Source organism: Eubacterium sp. AF36-5BH (assembly GCF_003460505.1).
GTDB lineage: Bacteria > Bacillota > Clostridia > Lachnospirales > Lachnospiraceae > Eubacterium_G.
Map to the genome: position 1 here is coordinate 197702 of NZ_QTVG01000007.1, position 16397 is coordinate 214098.

Below are 16397 nucleotides of genomic sequence, written 5' to 3' on the forward strand. Positions count from 1 at the left end.
ACGTAGTTTTTCCGATTTTTATTTCACCGATTTAAGCTTCGATATTCACTTAAAGTCGAAATTCATTTGATTAGGAAATACTTGAAATACTCGCAATGCCATTATATATAAGACATTGCGAGGTATATAAAGTTTTATGTACTTTTTATAATCCTGAAATCCCAAGTATTTATTATAAAGATTATAAGCTCTCTGCCATTAAGACTATTTTCTAACCACCTTGGTTCCACTAGCAACGCCAATCATTTTAACCTTTTTGTCACACACTACCTTTTCCATTCCTAAAATTCCGGTTAAATCAAGAGATGAGATATTATTATGATCACAATATAAATTTCCCGGCCAATCCTCAAACAAATTTCCAATATCTATGTCTGTTATCTGATTATGACTACAATATAACGATGACAAGCTATTACTTCCACCTTTTAATTCTCTTATATTATTATAAGAGCAATTCAATTGCCCCATATAGTTTACATCTATTGATATCAGTTTATTATGAGAACAATTTAATTCTGCAATATTTTCATTAGGGTAATTTAATTCTGTTAATTTATTGTTTTGGCAATCTAAATAAACAACAGATCCAATATTTTTTATGCATAACTGCTTTAATCTGTTATGGCTACAATCAATATTTTCTAAATGATGTAATCCCTTAATCTTCAACTTTGTTATTTTATTATATGAACAATCTAACGCAAACAGCTTTTTCATGCTTTTACTAATTTTTAACTTCTTTAATGAATTATGAGAACAATCAAATTCACATAATTTTTCGTTTTTTACTACATTTAATTTCTTAATGTTATTGTTAGAACAGTCTAAAACATCTAATTTTTTATTTTCTTTAATATATAGTTTATTTAGTTTGTTCTTTTGACACATTAATATCTTAAGTTTCTCAACTTTATTTAGACTAATATTTTTCAGGCTGTTTCTTTTTACATTTATGTATCTTAATTCTGTTAATTTATTAAAATTAATATTTCCCTTAAGTCCTTTTTTATACCAGTTTATTTCTCGTAGTCTGCCTGTTTTCTTGCTCCATTTGTACTGTCTCTTATTATCTAAATTTGTGCTAACCTTTGCACCTTTATTTCTCTGGATTGTTATTATGCTCTGGATAGCTTTTACGTCATTACTGTCTTTTGACTGTGCGTATATATTTTTTGATGTTGCCGTAAACATGCATAACAACAGTATTAACATCAATGAAATGCTTATACACATCTTGTTTTGTTTTATACTCTTCATATATGATATTCCTCCTTAAAACTAATATTTCAATTTATAACTTTTTCTATTCTCATTTTTTACAAAATGCATTAAATATTTCACACAAGCCGTACGTGCTTTTTTATACCTTGGATTCCTCCACCTTGATTTAACAAATACCCATTTTCCCTTTTTAAAATAGGCTAACGGATTATCTGCCGTCATTGAGTGTATCCCTAATTTTTTTCCTTTCTTTTCTTTTTTCGTTACTTCAGCAGCTATGCTTCCACGTTTTTTTTCATATTTTTCAATAAATTTGTCTGTAATATATTTTGGATGCTTACCCAACGTGAATTTTCCATCTCCTGAAACTTTAACTACTCCATCTGCCACCTTTCTGGATGTAACCACTTCACCATCTAATTTAACATTATGTGCATAAAAATCCTGAATTGTATGTAATGCAATTCCTAATTGCCTGCTACATCCTTCATAATTTTTATTCTTATAAATTTTATTTGCACCACTTAATGCCCTTGACATAACTTTATCATAATTACCATGTCCATGGTATGAACCATCTTTATATCGAGGATTTGTTCCCCTTTGTTTATCTGGAAATGTACAATTCTTTTGTAAACGCTTCAAGCCAATATTTTTCAGTCTTTTCCTTTCTTTTTTTGACAATGACTTACCAAGAACCTTATTGTATGCCGATTTCGTTAATGCCTTATGTATCTCTTCGCCCCACATTCCTGTCGGATCTGTATAGTTTATAGGATCACCTTCGCAGTATCCATACAAGTTCCAGCTTGCTGCATCGTTTTCTTCTCCTCGGTATGTGTCCTGACTTAGAAATACACCATCCTCCGGACTATAGTATCTTGTATTCAAATAATATAATCCTGTGGTTTCATCATACACACCGCCTGTATAACAAACTTCATTTTTTATTGATGCACTTATTCTTTCGGTTGTTTCACCAAAGTCTGTATAATTATATGAATTGCGACACTCTCCTTTTTTATCTATGATGTTGGTTGTACTTCCCTGTATGTCTTTAGAATAAAAATACTCTGACTGTCCATCTGTGTATCTGATTGTTGCAAAAACATTACTTGCATCTCCAACAATATTCTGACTTGTCTTTTCACCCTTTTCATTTGTTGTATAAAGTAGCAAGCTTCCTTCATAGTAGTAGTTTATAGTTTCTGTTTTCTCTTCTGTATCGGAAACAGTAGTGTCGATTTTCTTAATTCGCTGTCCTGAACCGTTGTATTCGTTATGCTGTCTGTATTTATCTTTACCATTCTTTTTAATACTAACATCAATTAACTGGTTATCAACATTGTAAGTAAAAGTAGAATTTTCTCCCCTCTTCTCATCTACTTCTGCAATCTTGTTTCCTTTCTTGTCATACTTATAAGTCTTATGGTATGTCTTTGTTGCTGTTCCTTGAGATGATTCTACTTCGTATGAACTTATTAACTGGTTTAATTTGTTATAGCTATTATAATGGAAATTACCTTCCAGCTTTTCGTCCGTATTTGCAGCTGTATATTTAGTAGTAACTCCTTCATAAGTTCTATTTCCAAGTTTATCATATTCATAGGTTGACAGTGTAGTTTTATAAGTCAGGTTATCTTTCTTCTCAGATTTCTTAAGCTGATTTAGATTATTGTACTCATAAGTTGTCTCCTCATCTTTTTTATTATTTGAATAATTAAAGACTTCTTTTTTGTAGACTACATGTGAATTTTTATCATACTTGTAGTTATACATTTCTAATATGTTATCTACAGCTAAATTACTGAAATACTTCATGGATATAACCCTGTCAAATATATCATATTCATATTCTCTTTGTATATAATTTGAACTTTTATCCATAAAGTTATTGTAATCCTTAATGGTCTTAATTTTTCCATCGTTCTGATAAATATATTCTCTTATTTTACAAGCCTCATCTCCTGAAAATAAACCTTCTATGGATACAATCCACTTATCCTTATTATAATTGAACTTAATGCCTTTTAGTTTGTCAGATTTATTATTTGGATAATAAACTTTTTCAATAACATCATCTACATTATAAACATATTTTAATTTTGATTTTTCAATTTCATCTGCGCTAGGAGTGCTACTTCCATTCACCTCTGCCACAGATATATTTCTTCCATAATCATCATATTCATAATATGTATATCGATATGGTGTATTGGCATTTTTGTCTATATTTCTTATTAGCTGTCCCTCATCATCATAAGTAGATTCTGTTTCATTTGTCAGATTACCGTTAGATAAGTAGCTTGATTCTTTAATCTGATTTCCATCAATATCATATTCGTATTTTTTATATGAGCCATCTGCATAAATTTCCTTTATTAATTCTCCATCTTTGTCATATTCATACTCTGTTTTTATATTTCCATCAGAACTCTCATCTTCCACTGACATTATCTGATCAGAACCATTAGTTATTGTTTTGGATACGGCTCCGTTAGCATAGGTAACTAATTCTTCTATTGATTTATACTTTCCTGAAGAATCTTTATTAAATTCATCATATTTGTATGTTCCTTTAACCTCTCCATTTTCAATTACCTTGCTAATTCTTCCCTGATTGTCATATTCATACTCTGTTAAATTTCCCATTGCATCTGTTGATGATATCTGATTGCCGGCGTTATCATATTTATTTTTAGTAACAATGGAGTCATCTCCTACTTTTATTATATTCCCTTCAATTTTAGGATTATTGATTGTAGCTGTTAATCTTCCTTTTGAATCATATGTAGAAACTTCCAGTTCTCCATCTGCCACCAAATCCATATTTGTTTCATTTACTCCGCTGACGTAGGTAGTAAAAAGCTTGCCACTGTTATCATATGAATAATCAGCAAAAAGACCGGAACTCATTTCTCTAACTGTTCTTCCGTATGCATCAGTATAAGTCTTTCCTACGATTTCTCCTTTTTTATTTGTTGTAGTCACAACACTTAGATTTTCTAATAATTCTAATTTAATACCATTATTTCTATTGATGCTTCCATAGGAGTATGAAACATTATCTTCTCTGGTATCATTTCCTACAATTAATTCTGTCTTTGTAACACGATTCATAGAATCAAGTGTTGTCTTCGTTATTCTGCCTTTTTCATCTTTTGATTCTATAACGCTCCCATTATTGTCGTATTTATTTTCTGTAGTTCTTACACCTTTTCTTGACACTTCTGTAGTTTTAGTTGTTCTTAAAAATTCGTCATAATAATACTTATTTACAACCAACTTAGTTCCTTTAATGCAGTCTTTTATATTATTTACACTGCTGTCCTTTGATAATTTTGAAACTATATCATCATTGATTTCAGAATTACTTGTAATGTCTAATACAACATTACCTAAATCATCATAAATATTAACAGTCTTTTCTTCTACTGTTCCCTCTTGTGATTCTTCCTCTGTTTCATCTCCATCATCATTATACTCTGTATTTTCAACGCTTGATGAAATGGCTGTATTTTGAAAGTCTTTATCCTTTACGTTCTCTCCTAATAATTCACGAACACTTGACACTTCACCATCATCTCCATATGTATATATGGTTACAATGTTTTTTATGTAATCTGTTTCTTTTATGACATTTCCAAACTTATCATACTCATTTAAGCAATTTTCAATAACTTTTCCACTATAGTCTGTTGTTTTAACAGTTTTAGGTTGATTTCTTACCGCCTCTGACAAGTTATCGCTATAATCATAAGTATATTCTGTTACATTTCCGGCTTCATCTACAGACTTAACAATATTACCATGGGTATCATATTTAGTGTTTTCACTATTTTCCACAGATTTCAGAACTACTGTATCACCTTCTAATGTATAATAACTTTCACTGTCGGTACTCTTTGTCACTAATGTTTTATTATTGTTATCGTATGTATAAGCTGAAACATTGCCTAGTGCATCCTTATTATATGTAATTCTACCATCTGTTGTAAAATGGTACTCTTCACTATATACTTTCTTTCCATTACTAACTTTTATTAGTTTTGACATAGTCTGTGATTGTTTTGAATCATTGTCAAAACTAAACTCATTATATTCTCCGTTAGGATAAATAAATTTAGAAATACGTTCTGCATTATAATTAATGTAATATTTATTTCCCATTGCATCTGTTATTTCTGACAATTTATTGTTATTATCGTAACCATATTTATAATCTATTTTATTTCCATTTGTTCCTACAAATGTAGCCTTGCTTAATTTGCTGTTTTCATACTGGTACTCATAACTGTATGACTTGTCACTATTAGGAGCTGCAACAATTTTACTAATCAAGCCATTATCATTATATGAATATTTCACTACCTGACCTTTAGATGTATTAACACTGTCTATTCTTCCGTTTTTATTGTTGTACTCTATGTTGACAAAAGTTCCATTACTCTCTTCTATTAAAATCAAACGTCCAAACTCATCAAAACGATAAATATTTTCGTCTTTATCCATAATTTTATAATAAACGTCTAATTCTAATTCCTTTATAACTTTACCGTCTTTTTCTATTTTTCTGGATAATATGTCATCATCTATCTCTAATGATAAATCTATATTCTCTTTACATATATATTTATCATCCTTTTTTTCAAATGTGTACAAAGCATTTGAGTCGTCCACATAGTAAATTTTATCTCCAACCTCTGAAACATACATATCATACGCCTGTCTCCAGCCATATCCCATAGATGTAATTTCTGTTGATTTAGAGTTGTATGTTCTGGAAATATTTATTGGTAACTGTGGTGCAGGTAATGATATATCATCCTGAGAATAAACAAAATTTCCTTTGGATAATTCTACCTGACCGCTACCATTTGACGTTTCTAACGACATATATTCATTTAATGTATTTTCTCCTAATCGTCTTTCTGCTATATCCATTCCTATTGTTGTAGAACTTATTTCATCTGAATAATCACTATACAATGTTTCAGTACCGGTTTTTTTCACTGTTCTTAACTTGTAATAGTATGTTACATTTTCATCACCTGATATTCTGATTGAACCTTTTGATGAATAAGACTTAACAAATGTTTTTTCACTAATTACCACATTTGGTGTTGTTGATCTGTATACCTGATACTTCACATCATCTCGGTATTTTTCATTCTTTGTTGCAAATCTGAGAATTGTGTTTCCACCAATCTGTTCTGTTGCATAAACATTTATAGGTGTATAATCTTCCAAAGCATAATCTGCGGCATCGTAATAATAATTACTGCTGATTTCCTCGGACACATTTCCTGCCTTGTCTATTCCTCTTATTGTAATTTTATATTTTCCATTTTTCTTAAAGTCAGCACTTTGCAACTGACCTTCTCCCTTTGAAGTTTTTCCTAGCTCTTTATATTCCCCATCGTCTATCTTTACCTGAACACATGATAAATTATCATCTGTTATTCCATCCCATTTAACTATCGGTATCTGATTACTTGAATTAAAAAAGCCTGTCTTTGGAGTTATTCTGACAGTTCCTTTTTCCGGTGCTACTGTGTCCTTATAATATGAAAGTTCCTGTTCAGAATCATTTCCTGCCTTGTCTATGGATGTAATGTAAATGTCATTTTCTCCCTCTTCAACATTCTTTAATTCCACTTCTCCTGATGAACCACTGGTATTTATCTTTTCATCGTTTAATTCTATTTCATAACTCTTTAATGTCTTATCGCTTATTGTATATTTCAATATAGGATTTTTCCCTGAGTTATCCATTTTTTCACTATTAGTATTAGGACTAATTGACGCACTTATTACAGGTTCGTCCTCATCATAGTAATATGTAAAGCTTTTTACATCACTTATGTTTCCTGCCTTATCCACTGCTCTGATTTTTATTGCATTTGCGCTACCTGAAACAAGACTGTCTATTTCTTCGCTTCCACTGTTCTGATTACTCAAATATTTATATGCACTGCCATTTACGCTAAACTGAATGGCACTTAGATTTTTTTCCGTAACTTTCCAGCTTACTGATGGTGCTTCACTTTTATAATTGTTTGCAGAACTACTGCTAATTATTGCAGAACTAAATACCGGCTTCGTTTTGTCAACAACAAATGTAGCCCCTTTTCCTGTTCCTTTTATACCTGCTTTATCAGCTCCCCTGACATATATTTTGTAAGTTCCGTCAGTTAAAGAGCTTATATTTATGTTTTTGCTTCCTGATGCAGTAGTTCCAATATGTGTTGACTCGGAATAGCCCACTACATCTGTGCCTGATGAATTTTCAATTCTATACTGAACATAGCTTAATGCATGTGCTGATACACCACTCCATGAAACATTTAATAACTCTCCTCCGGCAATAAATGTTCTGGCTGTGTTGCTTGCACTAACGGCTTTAACACTTGTTGCTGTAGCCGGTGCATCATAATAAACCACTTTTAATTTTGGCACATAACTTGCTGCTCTTGCCCCATAAAATCTTACATACGATGAAGCTGATTCGCTACTTGCCTTAAATAAAAGACCATAACATTTATTTCCACCACCTGAACCTTTGGAAACATTTTGCGCCCATGTTTTTAAGTTAATTTCATGCTTTGCGTTCTTTTTCCCCTTTGATTTAAAAGATGCAAGCGTAGCGCTGGTGCCACCCGGCTGATTGTTCCAGTTTACGGTTCCACACTTAAAACTGTTTGCTACGGGTTTCACATAAATTGTCGAACCGCTTACGCTGTCTCCATTTTCGTATACTGTTAGTGTTGCGCTGTCTATATATTTATTTTTTACTGTGTTCGCCAGCTTCATTGCTCTAAAGTATGTACGAAAAACTCCCTGACTTCCCTTTCCTACGGAAAAAGTCTTCACGCCGCTGCTAAAATAATTTGTACTTGCCGCACTTTTCAAAACATACGCTTCCGGTAAATCCCCTGTTCCATTCCAGGTAACTGTAGGATCTATCACCACCGGGTAAGATGCATTTTCCAAATAATTTTCATCAACTACAAGTTTTAAAATATACTTATGTACGTTACTCTCTTTTTCTGACACCTCTGCTAATTCATAATGTAGTTCTTCAGAATAATTGTTTTTAGTTGCATCATTCATAAAAGGTGCTTCTATTCCACCTACAATGTCATCGTCATCTGAATATATTGTTATTTCTCCACCAACTTCATCCACTTTTGCATAGCTGTCCTGTAATGTAAAGTTGAATGAAATAATATTACTCTCAGGTTTATTGTTTAAAGTAATGGTTTCCTTTAATCCATGCTCTAATGATTCATAAGATAATTCCGTTGATTCATTCTTTCCTTCATAATTAGCAACTATCTTCTTCTCTTCCCTGCTTCCATCATAAACGTTTGTTACAGTTTTAGAATCAAGGCTTATTTTTTTAGTTTTTGCTGATAAGGCATTCTCCTCTGTTCCTTCTTCACCTTCACCTTTTACATCTGTTGGTGCAAAAGATACTACATAATTTTCCTTTGTCATTACGACTGGTGTTTTCTCTGACAGTTTGTTTGGTAAAAACTGCTTTGAATCCCCTTCGTTATTTACATAACTGTATTCTTCTTTTTCACTTCCACTTACTTCTACTGAATTTACAACCTGCTTTTTATCATTTTTATCAAGCTTAACAAACTCATTGTCATATTCCGCTAATTTGCCTTTTTCATTTTCAAAATAAATGTCATCTGAATAGTATGTTGTCTGTTTCATACCATTGGATAGCAAAAAAGTAGTAGAATCTGTTGTTCTGTCTGACATAACTTCCTCTACAACTTTCGGTTTAACTGTTTCACTGTTAACTGTGAAATTACTGTTTTCAACATTGCTTTTTTCTTCTGCCTGCTGATTTGCTTTTGTAATAAACAGACTCACGTTTGCACTGCTAACGCTTAATGTTAATGCCAATGTAAATGCGATTCCTTTCTTAAGTACATTCTTCAATTTTTTCTCCCCCCATTTTTGATTAGTAATGTAAAAAAGCACTCCCTACTTTTTATGTTTGTATATCTAAATTTAGATACGCATCACAGTATACTCACATTTCCCTTCCTTATCAATAGACTTTGCACGAACGTCGAAAAAAACGACATGAACGTTGTTTTTTTGACGTTCATGCCGTTTTTTTATTACATAGCTGCGATTTTTTTCTTTGCTGCAATATATCGTTTTTTCGTTTCTGCATATTTTCTCACGCTAACATAAGATTTCTCATTATCTTTAAAATATGCAAATTCTTTATCAATGTATTCCACCTTTGCCATATTGGTCAAATAGGATTTGTGACTTCGGTAAAACCCATACGTTTCTAACCGGTTTTCCAAGTCATTGATTTTTTCATCCGAAATAAAGCAACCCTCTTCTGTATGAATTAGTGTTTTTCTTGACTTTGTTTCAATATATAGAATTGAATTAATAGGAATTTCTCTTGTCTCATTACTTTTATGCCCTATTATGCAGGCGTATTTATTTTCATTTATTTTTTGTATTGCTCCAAAAGCTTCTTCTAATTCATTCTGCATATTTAACTTATCAATGTATCGAAATGCATTTACCAAAAATCCCTGTCTTGCACAGTCCAAATGTGTCGTAAGAATTATGACAATACTGTTTTTATTACTTTTGTTGTATTCCGTTATTGTCTCAAAGCCGTTTAAATCCGGCATTTCTACATCCATAATTACAACATCATAGTATTTGTCTTTTTTCAGGAATTCCATTCCCGAGCTAAACATTTCAATTCTGTCTTTATCTCCTGTGTAATTATTAATTACTTTTTGCGCTACTTCTCTCCAACAGCTTTCATCATCAACAATGGCTATATTCATTTTCCTTATACCTCATTATTCTTTAATGTAACTGATACAACAAAACAACCATTTTCGATTTCTATGTCTATTAACCCGTTACATGCATTGACGCTATCTTCTACATTTTTCAATCCCCAACCATGATACTGTTTTTCGGGCTTTTTAGTTTTTAGATTTTTCTTATTAAGATTATTATCACAATAAGAATTTCCAATTTCTATTATTATCTCGTTTTCCGTATAACGACATATTACCCAAACTTTCTTTATCGTGGCTTTTTCTGCCGCCTCTATAGCATTGCTCAACAGATTAGAAAATATTGTACATAAATGATATGCACTAACACTACAGTTTATTGGGAAATGTCCCTGAATCTGTATGTTAATGCCTTTGTTAATTGCTTCAGCATAATATTTATCTAATATGGCATTGGCAATATCATTTCCAACATTTACCTTAGTTCCTAACCTGTCAACGCGCTCTATAATATCCTGAAGATATTTTTCAAATTCTTCATTCTTCCCCTCTTTTTTCACTTTATCCAATAGATATAAATGATTTCTTATATCATGTCTGAATTTCTTGGTTTCGACTTCCCTTTGTTCCAGGTATTCGTAATAGTTTTTTTGTTCTTCCAAGTATTTCTTTGCTAACATTTCATTTTCTCTGTGTATATTTCTTGAAATTATCAAAGCTACTGTTGAAACTATTTGAATTATTAATCCTATGGAAACAAGTAAATAAATTATGATGTAAACAGCTTTCCCGTCATGTACAACCTGTTTCATTGTTATATATGCCAGTATTGCCAATACACAGAAATTTGCCATTATATTTATCGTCATAATTGTCCAATATTTAACAGCTATCTTCTTTATTCCGTAAATATACTTTCGTTTTATTATAATTGATAAAACAATAATGCAAATCAACGTTAATAGTGATGCTATTAGATTAGAATAATTTCTTGCATTGAGTTTTAGCATCTCTACTATTGTCTCAACAATTTGTGAAAAAAACATCTCAACACATTCCAATACCATAGAGCTTCCTATGATATATACAATTACCGTCTTATTTTTTTCAACAAAACAAATCTTTATAATTATAAATATACATACTAAAAAGCTTATTAAATCCAGCCCCGTATGTTTCATCAATACAGGATTAGCACTGAATATGGATACAATAATTGTTGCTAATATTTTTAGACCATTACTATTTTTAGATTTAGTAAACTGTAAAATATTTTCTGCAATCAATAAAATCCCCATTATATGAAAAAGATTTGCCAGTATATTACAAAATATGTTCATTGATTTCTTTGCTCCCTAATGTAAAATATATTAAATTATACCATATTTTTACATATAAGATTAATATAAATCAACTCATTTTAATAAGCTCCAAAACCAATGTACCCACTTGTACACTTCCCTTGTCCTTTCCGTATATACTGTTGTATTGCCCGGACAAGAGTTAGCATACTTCTTTTTATTTAATTGTAAATAGTTTTTGCACGAACGTCGTTTTTTTCGACATAAGCGTTGATTTTTTTCTGATTTTTACATCTTATTTGACTATATTTATATAATTTTTATACTCTTCAAATTCTGTTAAAAAGTCGTTTATTTGTGATTTTTTTACATTACCTGACATGGTAATTTTGATTTCTTTGGAAGTAATAGCACATCCAACTATGTAGTCATATTTTTCTCTGTCGTGAAGAATTTGATTGCTAATAAACTCTTTTACAGTTTTTAATTTTGCATAAGAAATTTCTCTATTTCCAAACACAATGTCCTCTGGTGAATCCACAATTTTTAATATTTTTTTGCGATTTTCACTGTTATCTCTGCATATAAAAACTTTTAGTTTCAAATCGCCATCAACCAGTGCAATCTCGTTTCCGCTATACCAGGATTCACCTTCATATTTTTGTAATGCAGTAACATATTTTTGCATCTTTTGATACCTATTGTATTGTTCTGAATAATCTGTCTTCATTTGAATATCACATTGATTAATAAGCCAATTATTAAATTCTTCAGAGATATTCTCAAAAGCAAAAGTCTTTACACTTTTATCTTTTTCATATATATTTCCAATCAGACTTCCCCTAGTTGGATTATAATTAATCAAAATATTTAACCCTTTTTTCCCATATATTTTTATTGTTCGCTTTTTGGGAGCTTCTACTTCATTTTCATCATCAGCTCCGTTTTTATTCAATGTTTTTAATTTAGATAGTTGATTATATAAATAATCAATATCATCTTTATTTGTGAATGTTATTGTTTGAATTGGTTCTACCCATGATACATCTTCCTGTGAATTTTCACCTACAACAATTTTTGAAATGTCCTTGTAAGATTTTATATTAATTTCATTTAACAAAGATTTTCCGGTTTTACCCTTGTCTTTTTTAGTAGTAGAGCTTTCATTAACTACCTGACTGTTGTCTTTTTTTGCTGCTTTACCAACTTGGAAATACGCAATTCCACTGATAATTCCAACCACCAGGCACACCACAATAGTTATGCATAATTTCTTCTTATTTTTCATATTTCCCTCCTGAATTTTGTTTTATCTTATGTTAAAACTACTGTAATGGAAAAATGTATGAAACTTGTAACTGAAACTTTTAGAAATAGATTTTGTAAGTTTTTATTTAGATATGTACTTTTTCATACTTCCCCATTATGAAATAAAGTTGTACACAAAACGCATACAACTTTATAATAATATGTATTCATATATTTGTCAAAAATTCCAGTGTTTAAAGCTACCTGCCCTGTTTTTTATGCTTTTCTATTGCACCAATAATTACGAATAGAACGCCTAACATTTGCTGCTCTCCACTTTAATTTACCCGCAAGTGCGCCTCCAGGGATGCGGTTGTCCTGTGGACAACTCTGCCCTTGGCAGAAGCATCGACCGAAATGCCAATTGAGACCTCGAACCCTGCACACCCTGAAAGCCCTAGGGCATTTTATATCAGTTTATTATGCATTATTTTGTGTTATAAAAATGCCCGCAATTCCTTTATTTATCGGGCATTGCGGGCAATATAAAACTTTATGGTATTTTATAATAAAATGTAAAAAGTTCAAGTGTTTGTGGGAAGGATTTTAGGTTTTATACTTAATTAATACATTTATCTGTAATAATTAGTTATCCATTTTTCTTTTTTATTCCAAATAATAGCTATCTTCTATGCAAAGAATGATGAAATTAGTACTATTACAATTCCTATCCTATAACATTTTATTAATATCCTTCATCAATTCTAACTTCTTTTTCTAGAAAATATTAATAATAGAATTAATATTGTATCAATAAAAAACATAATTACTGTATATTGTGTTTTCCAAAAGAAATCATCCATTATAATACTCATAAAATTAAACAAACAAATTAAAATTGATATTATCATTATCAAAAGGATAACGATTTTTTTCTTTTCAACTTTCATTATTTTACTCCTCCCTCAATCTTTGTTTCAAAACAATCTGAATATATCATTTTACTTTCATAAACTCAATATCTTTTGCCTAAATGGTATATATTTTTACTTAAATGGTAGTTCTAAATGTGAAAATGTTTATTATTAATATTTTTCCCATACTTTTGTAGCAAAAAAAAGCCACTTGCGTGACTTTTTAACCATTTGCACATTCATATTGTCTTTTCAAAAAAGCCTTTTTAAACTCACTGACCTTCCTTCTTGATATATCTATATCATTACCGTTCTTCATATATATTACTGTGCCTTTTAGTGATTCTATTTCGTCCAGATTTACTATAAACGAATTATGGCATCTGTAAAACCATTTATTGTCCAGTTTCTGTTCCATCTCCGACATACTGTCGTTACATCTTTTTACTCCCAATGTCGTATAAATCAGTACCCCATGTCTTTGTGCTTCAAAATAATAAATGTTTTTTAGCGCTACCTCCTGCTGTGCTTCTCCAACGATATTTAAGGTTATCTTTTTATCCTTTTCAAGCAATTTTTTTGCTGAATAAAACGCCTCTTTCAGCTCTTCTTTTAAATTCACTTTGTCCAAATATCTAAATGCATTTACGAGATAACCTCTTCTGCTCATTTCCGTATGTGTTGTTAATATCATAAAGATGGTATCCTTATTTTTCTCTCTGGCTTTTTTAATAGTTTCAAAGCCATCTAACTCATCCATTTCTATATCTATTAAAGATATATCATATTCATCCTTAGATTCCAAATAGGATATTGGATTGTCATACACTGTAATCGCTATTTCATTTTTCATCTCTTCCTTAATGCATTCTTCTGCCTTTTCTCTCCAGTAAGCCTCATCATCAACTATTGCAATTTTCATGTTATTTACCTTTTTATAGAAATAGTTTCCATAAACTCTTCCTTTCCTATCTCTATGTATATAAGACCATTATTCCTTTCTACGCATTCTCTAACATTTTCAAGTCCGAAACCATGATATTCTCTGTCACTTTTTGTTGTAACCAGATTCTTATTTTTAAATTGTCCATTATCCTTATAGGTATTTCTTATGTTTATAATTATGTTTTCATCGTTGTATCTGCAATCTAAATAAATCTGTTTCTTTTTTGACTTACCTGCTGCTTCTATGGCATTACTTAAGATATTTGAAAATATTGTACATAAATCATAAGCATCAATCCTACACTCTGCAGGTAAAACACCTGAAACTTTCATTTTTACACCTGAATCTATTGCCTGATAATAGTATTTATTCACTATTGCTTCCGCTATTCCGTTTCCGATGCTAACTGCATTTCCCAACTCATCTATTTTTATGTTTATTTTTTCTAAATAGTCATTTACTTCTTCATACTGTTTGCTATTTATAAGTTTTGTAAGCAATTCTAAGTGATTTCTAACATCGTGTCTGAACTTTTTTGTGTTTTTTTCACGTTCTTCAAGATATTCATAATAGTTTTTCTGCTCCTTCAAGTACATTTTTGTTTCCAGTTCTCTTTCCTGAGAAACATTTTTTGAAACCTTAAGTAGAATTACTGCCCCCAATTGTATGAATATCCCAACTATAACAGCTATGAACGCACCTGAAAATAGTAGTTTATGTTTTTCAGACAATTCAATTGTTACAACTTTTGCAACCGTCATCACCACAATGGAATTTACAACAATTAGCACTGTCAGTAATACCAGATTTTTATATTCTATTTTTTTCAATCCGTATTGATAATGTTTCCTATAAATATAGCCTACCGTATAAATAAACATTAACGATAAAACCGATGCCATAAGTTCTTCAAAGCTCTTAATGTCAAACGGTAAAAGTCCCCAAAAGAGTTTTACCAAAATTAAAAACATAGTGTCTATCATAGACATCATAAATGGAATCCATATAGAAAATAAAAGCAGTAACTTTCTTTTTTCTGCATACCATATTCTAAACACTGCATATGTTGTAACAAAGTATACAATTGAACCAATCTTCATTTTCTCATCAAAGTAAATAATACCTGATGCCAGTGCTATGATTGTAGCTATCAATATGATTTTATACTTATTAATTCTCTCTTCAAAATTTCCAAACAAATTCATTGCCATTATTATTTTTATAAAATGGCTGAAATCTGTTAATATTGCTATAAATAGATTCATATATTCCTCTTGATGTTACTAAGTTACATCCATTATAACAAAACAACCTTCATTGCAAAAGGAATATATATAATAACATTTTATATATTAATAATATGTGTTTCTAGAAAAATCTAAGAAACCATTTGTAAATGTATGAGTACAATACTTTTCCTTCCCGTATATACTAAAGTATTGTCCGTACAAGTACATATTACTTTTATTTTTTCTAATGTAAATGGTTTTTTCCTAAGTGTATGTCTTAATTTCCTAAATGGTATCAATATACGCTTAACAAAATAATTTATGAATAGATATAAGAAAATATAATCGAAAATAACATCCTTCCCACAACTTGTGGGAAGATTTGTGGGAAAGGTTTACATAACATTGATTTTTTCGAACCTTTTTCCTTCCAATTTAGTCTAATTTTTATTGATGTTTTTTAATGTTGATGTTGTTGTTACATTAATTTTTTAATAATGATTTTAAAACTGAAATATGTAGATTGGTAGTTATTTTAAGATTGTATTTTTCAGGGGAAAACAAGTTACTTTTATGTTTCAGAGAAGTTTCTGGTTTTATAAGGGATTTTGCGGAATGTGCCTTTAAATAAGGCAGTGCACAGCTCGATTGCACTTAGTTTCATCTCGCTGATGCGGCATTCGCCGCATTAAATAAAAAGAAAAAAGACGCTCTGTCTTGAATGCAAGCATTCA

7 protein-coding genes are annotated in these 16397 nt (G+C 30.7%); all 7 read right to left on the reverse strand.

Going from position 1 to position 16397, the window contains the following annotated elements:
* Positions 1–204 precede the first annotated feature (204 nt).
* The 7 genes from DW006_RS09100 to DW006_RS09135 all read right to left on the reverse strand — a co-directional run bounded on the left by DW006_RS09100 (position 205) and on the right by DW006_RS09135 (position 15699).
* Positions 205–1260: a leucine-rich repeat domain-containing protein gene (locus tag DW006_RS09100; RefSeq protein WP_117999999.1), complete on the reverse strand. Its 1056-nt coding sequence runs from the start codon at positions 1258–1260 to the stop codon at positions 205–207.
* Between the two features lie 21 nt (positions 1261–1281).
* Positions 1282–9183 carry an RHS repeat-associated core domain-containing protein gene (locus DW006_RS09105; RefSeq protein ID WP_118000000.1) on the reverse strand — a complete coding sequence of 2634 codons (7902 nt, stop codon included), beginning with the start codon at positions 9181–9183 and terminating at the stop codon, positions 1282–1284.
* 185 nt (positions 9184–9368) lie between these two features.
* The gene (locus DW006_RS09110) at positions 9369–10067 is read right to left on the reverse strand and encodes a LytTR family DNA-binding domain-containing protein (RefSeq protein ID WP_118000001.1); all 699 of its coding nucleotides are present in this window, start codon (positions 10065–10067) and stop codon (positions 9369–9371) included.
* A 5-nt stretch (positions 10068–10072) separates the two neighbouring features.
* Positions 10073–11365 (reverse strand): GHKL domain-containing protein, encoded by a 1293-nt coding sequence (locus DW006_RS09115; protein WP_118000002.1) that lies wholly within the window; start codon positions 11363–11365, stop codon positions 10073–10075.
* 256 nt (positions 11366–11621) lie between these two features.
* Complete coding sequence (locus DW006_RS09120) at positions 11622–12614, reverse strand: hypothetical protein (protein WP_118000003.1); 993 nt, start codon at positions 12612–12614, stop codon at positions 11622–11624.
* Positions 12615–13711: 1097 nt separating this feature from the next.
* The gene (locus DW006_RS09130) at positions 13712–14410 is read right to left on the reverse strand and encodes a LytTR family DNA-binding domain-containing protein (RefSeq protein WP_118000004.1); all 699 of its coding nucleotides are present in this window, start codon (positions 14408–14410) and stop codon (positions 13712–13714) included.
* A 5-nt stretch (positions 14411–14415) separates the two neighbouring features.
* Positions 14416–15699 (reverse strand): GHKL domain-containing protein, encoded by a 1284-nt coding sequence (locus tag DW006_RS09135; RefSeq protein WP_118000005.1) that lies wholly within the window; start codon positions 15697–15699, stop codon positions 14416–14418.
* Positions 15700–16397: the final 698 nt, after the last annotated feature.

What these genes read in the sequence shown, in the direction of transcription:
- DW006_RS09100 (WP_117999999.1), bottom strand. Translation starts at nt 1,260, where the DNA reads ATGAAGAGTATAAAACAAAACAAGATGTGTATAAGCATTTCATTGATG.
- DW006_RS09110 (WP_118000001.1), bottom strand. Translation starts at nt 10,067, where the DNA reads ATGAATATAGCCATTGTTGATGATGAAAGCTGTTGGAGAGAAGTAGCG.
- DW006_RS09115 (WP_118000002.1), bottom strand. Translation starts at nt 11,365, where the DNA reads ATGAACATATTTTGTAATATACTGGCAAATCTTTTTCATATAATGGGG.
- DW006_RS09120 (WP_118000003.1), bottom strand. Translation starts at nt 12,614, where the DNA reads ATGAAAAATAAGAAGAAATTATGCATAACTATTGTGGTGTGCCTGGTG.
- DW006_RS09130 (WP_118000004.1), bottom strand. Translation starts at nt 14,410, where the DNA reads ATGAAAATTGCAATAGTTGATGATGAGGCTTACTGGAGAGAAAAGGCA.
- DW006_RS09135 (WP_118000005.1), bottom strand. Translation starts at nt 15,699, where the DNA reads ATGAATCTATTTATAGCAATATTAACAGATTTCAGCCATTTTATAAAA.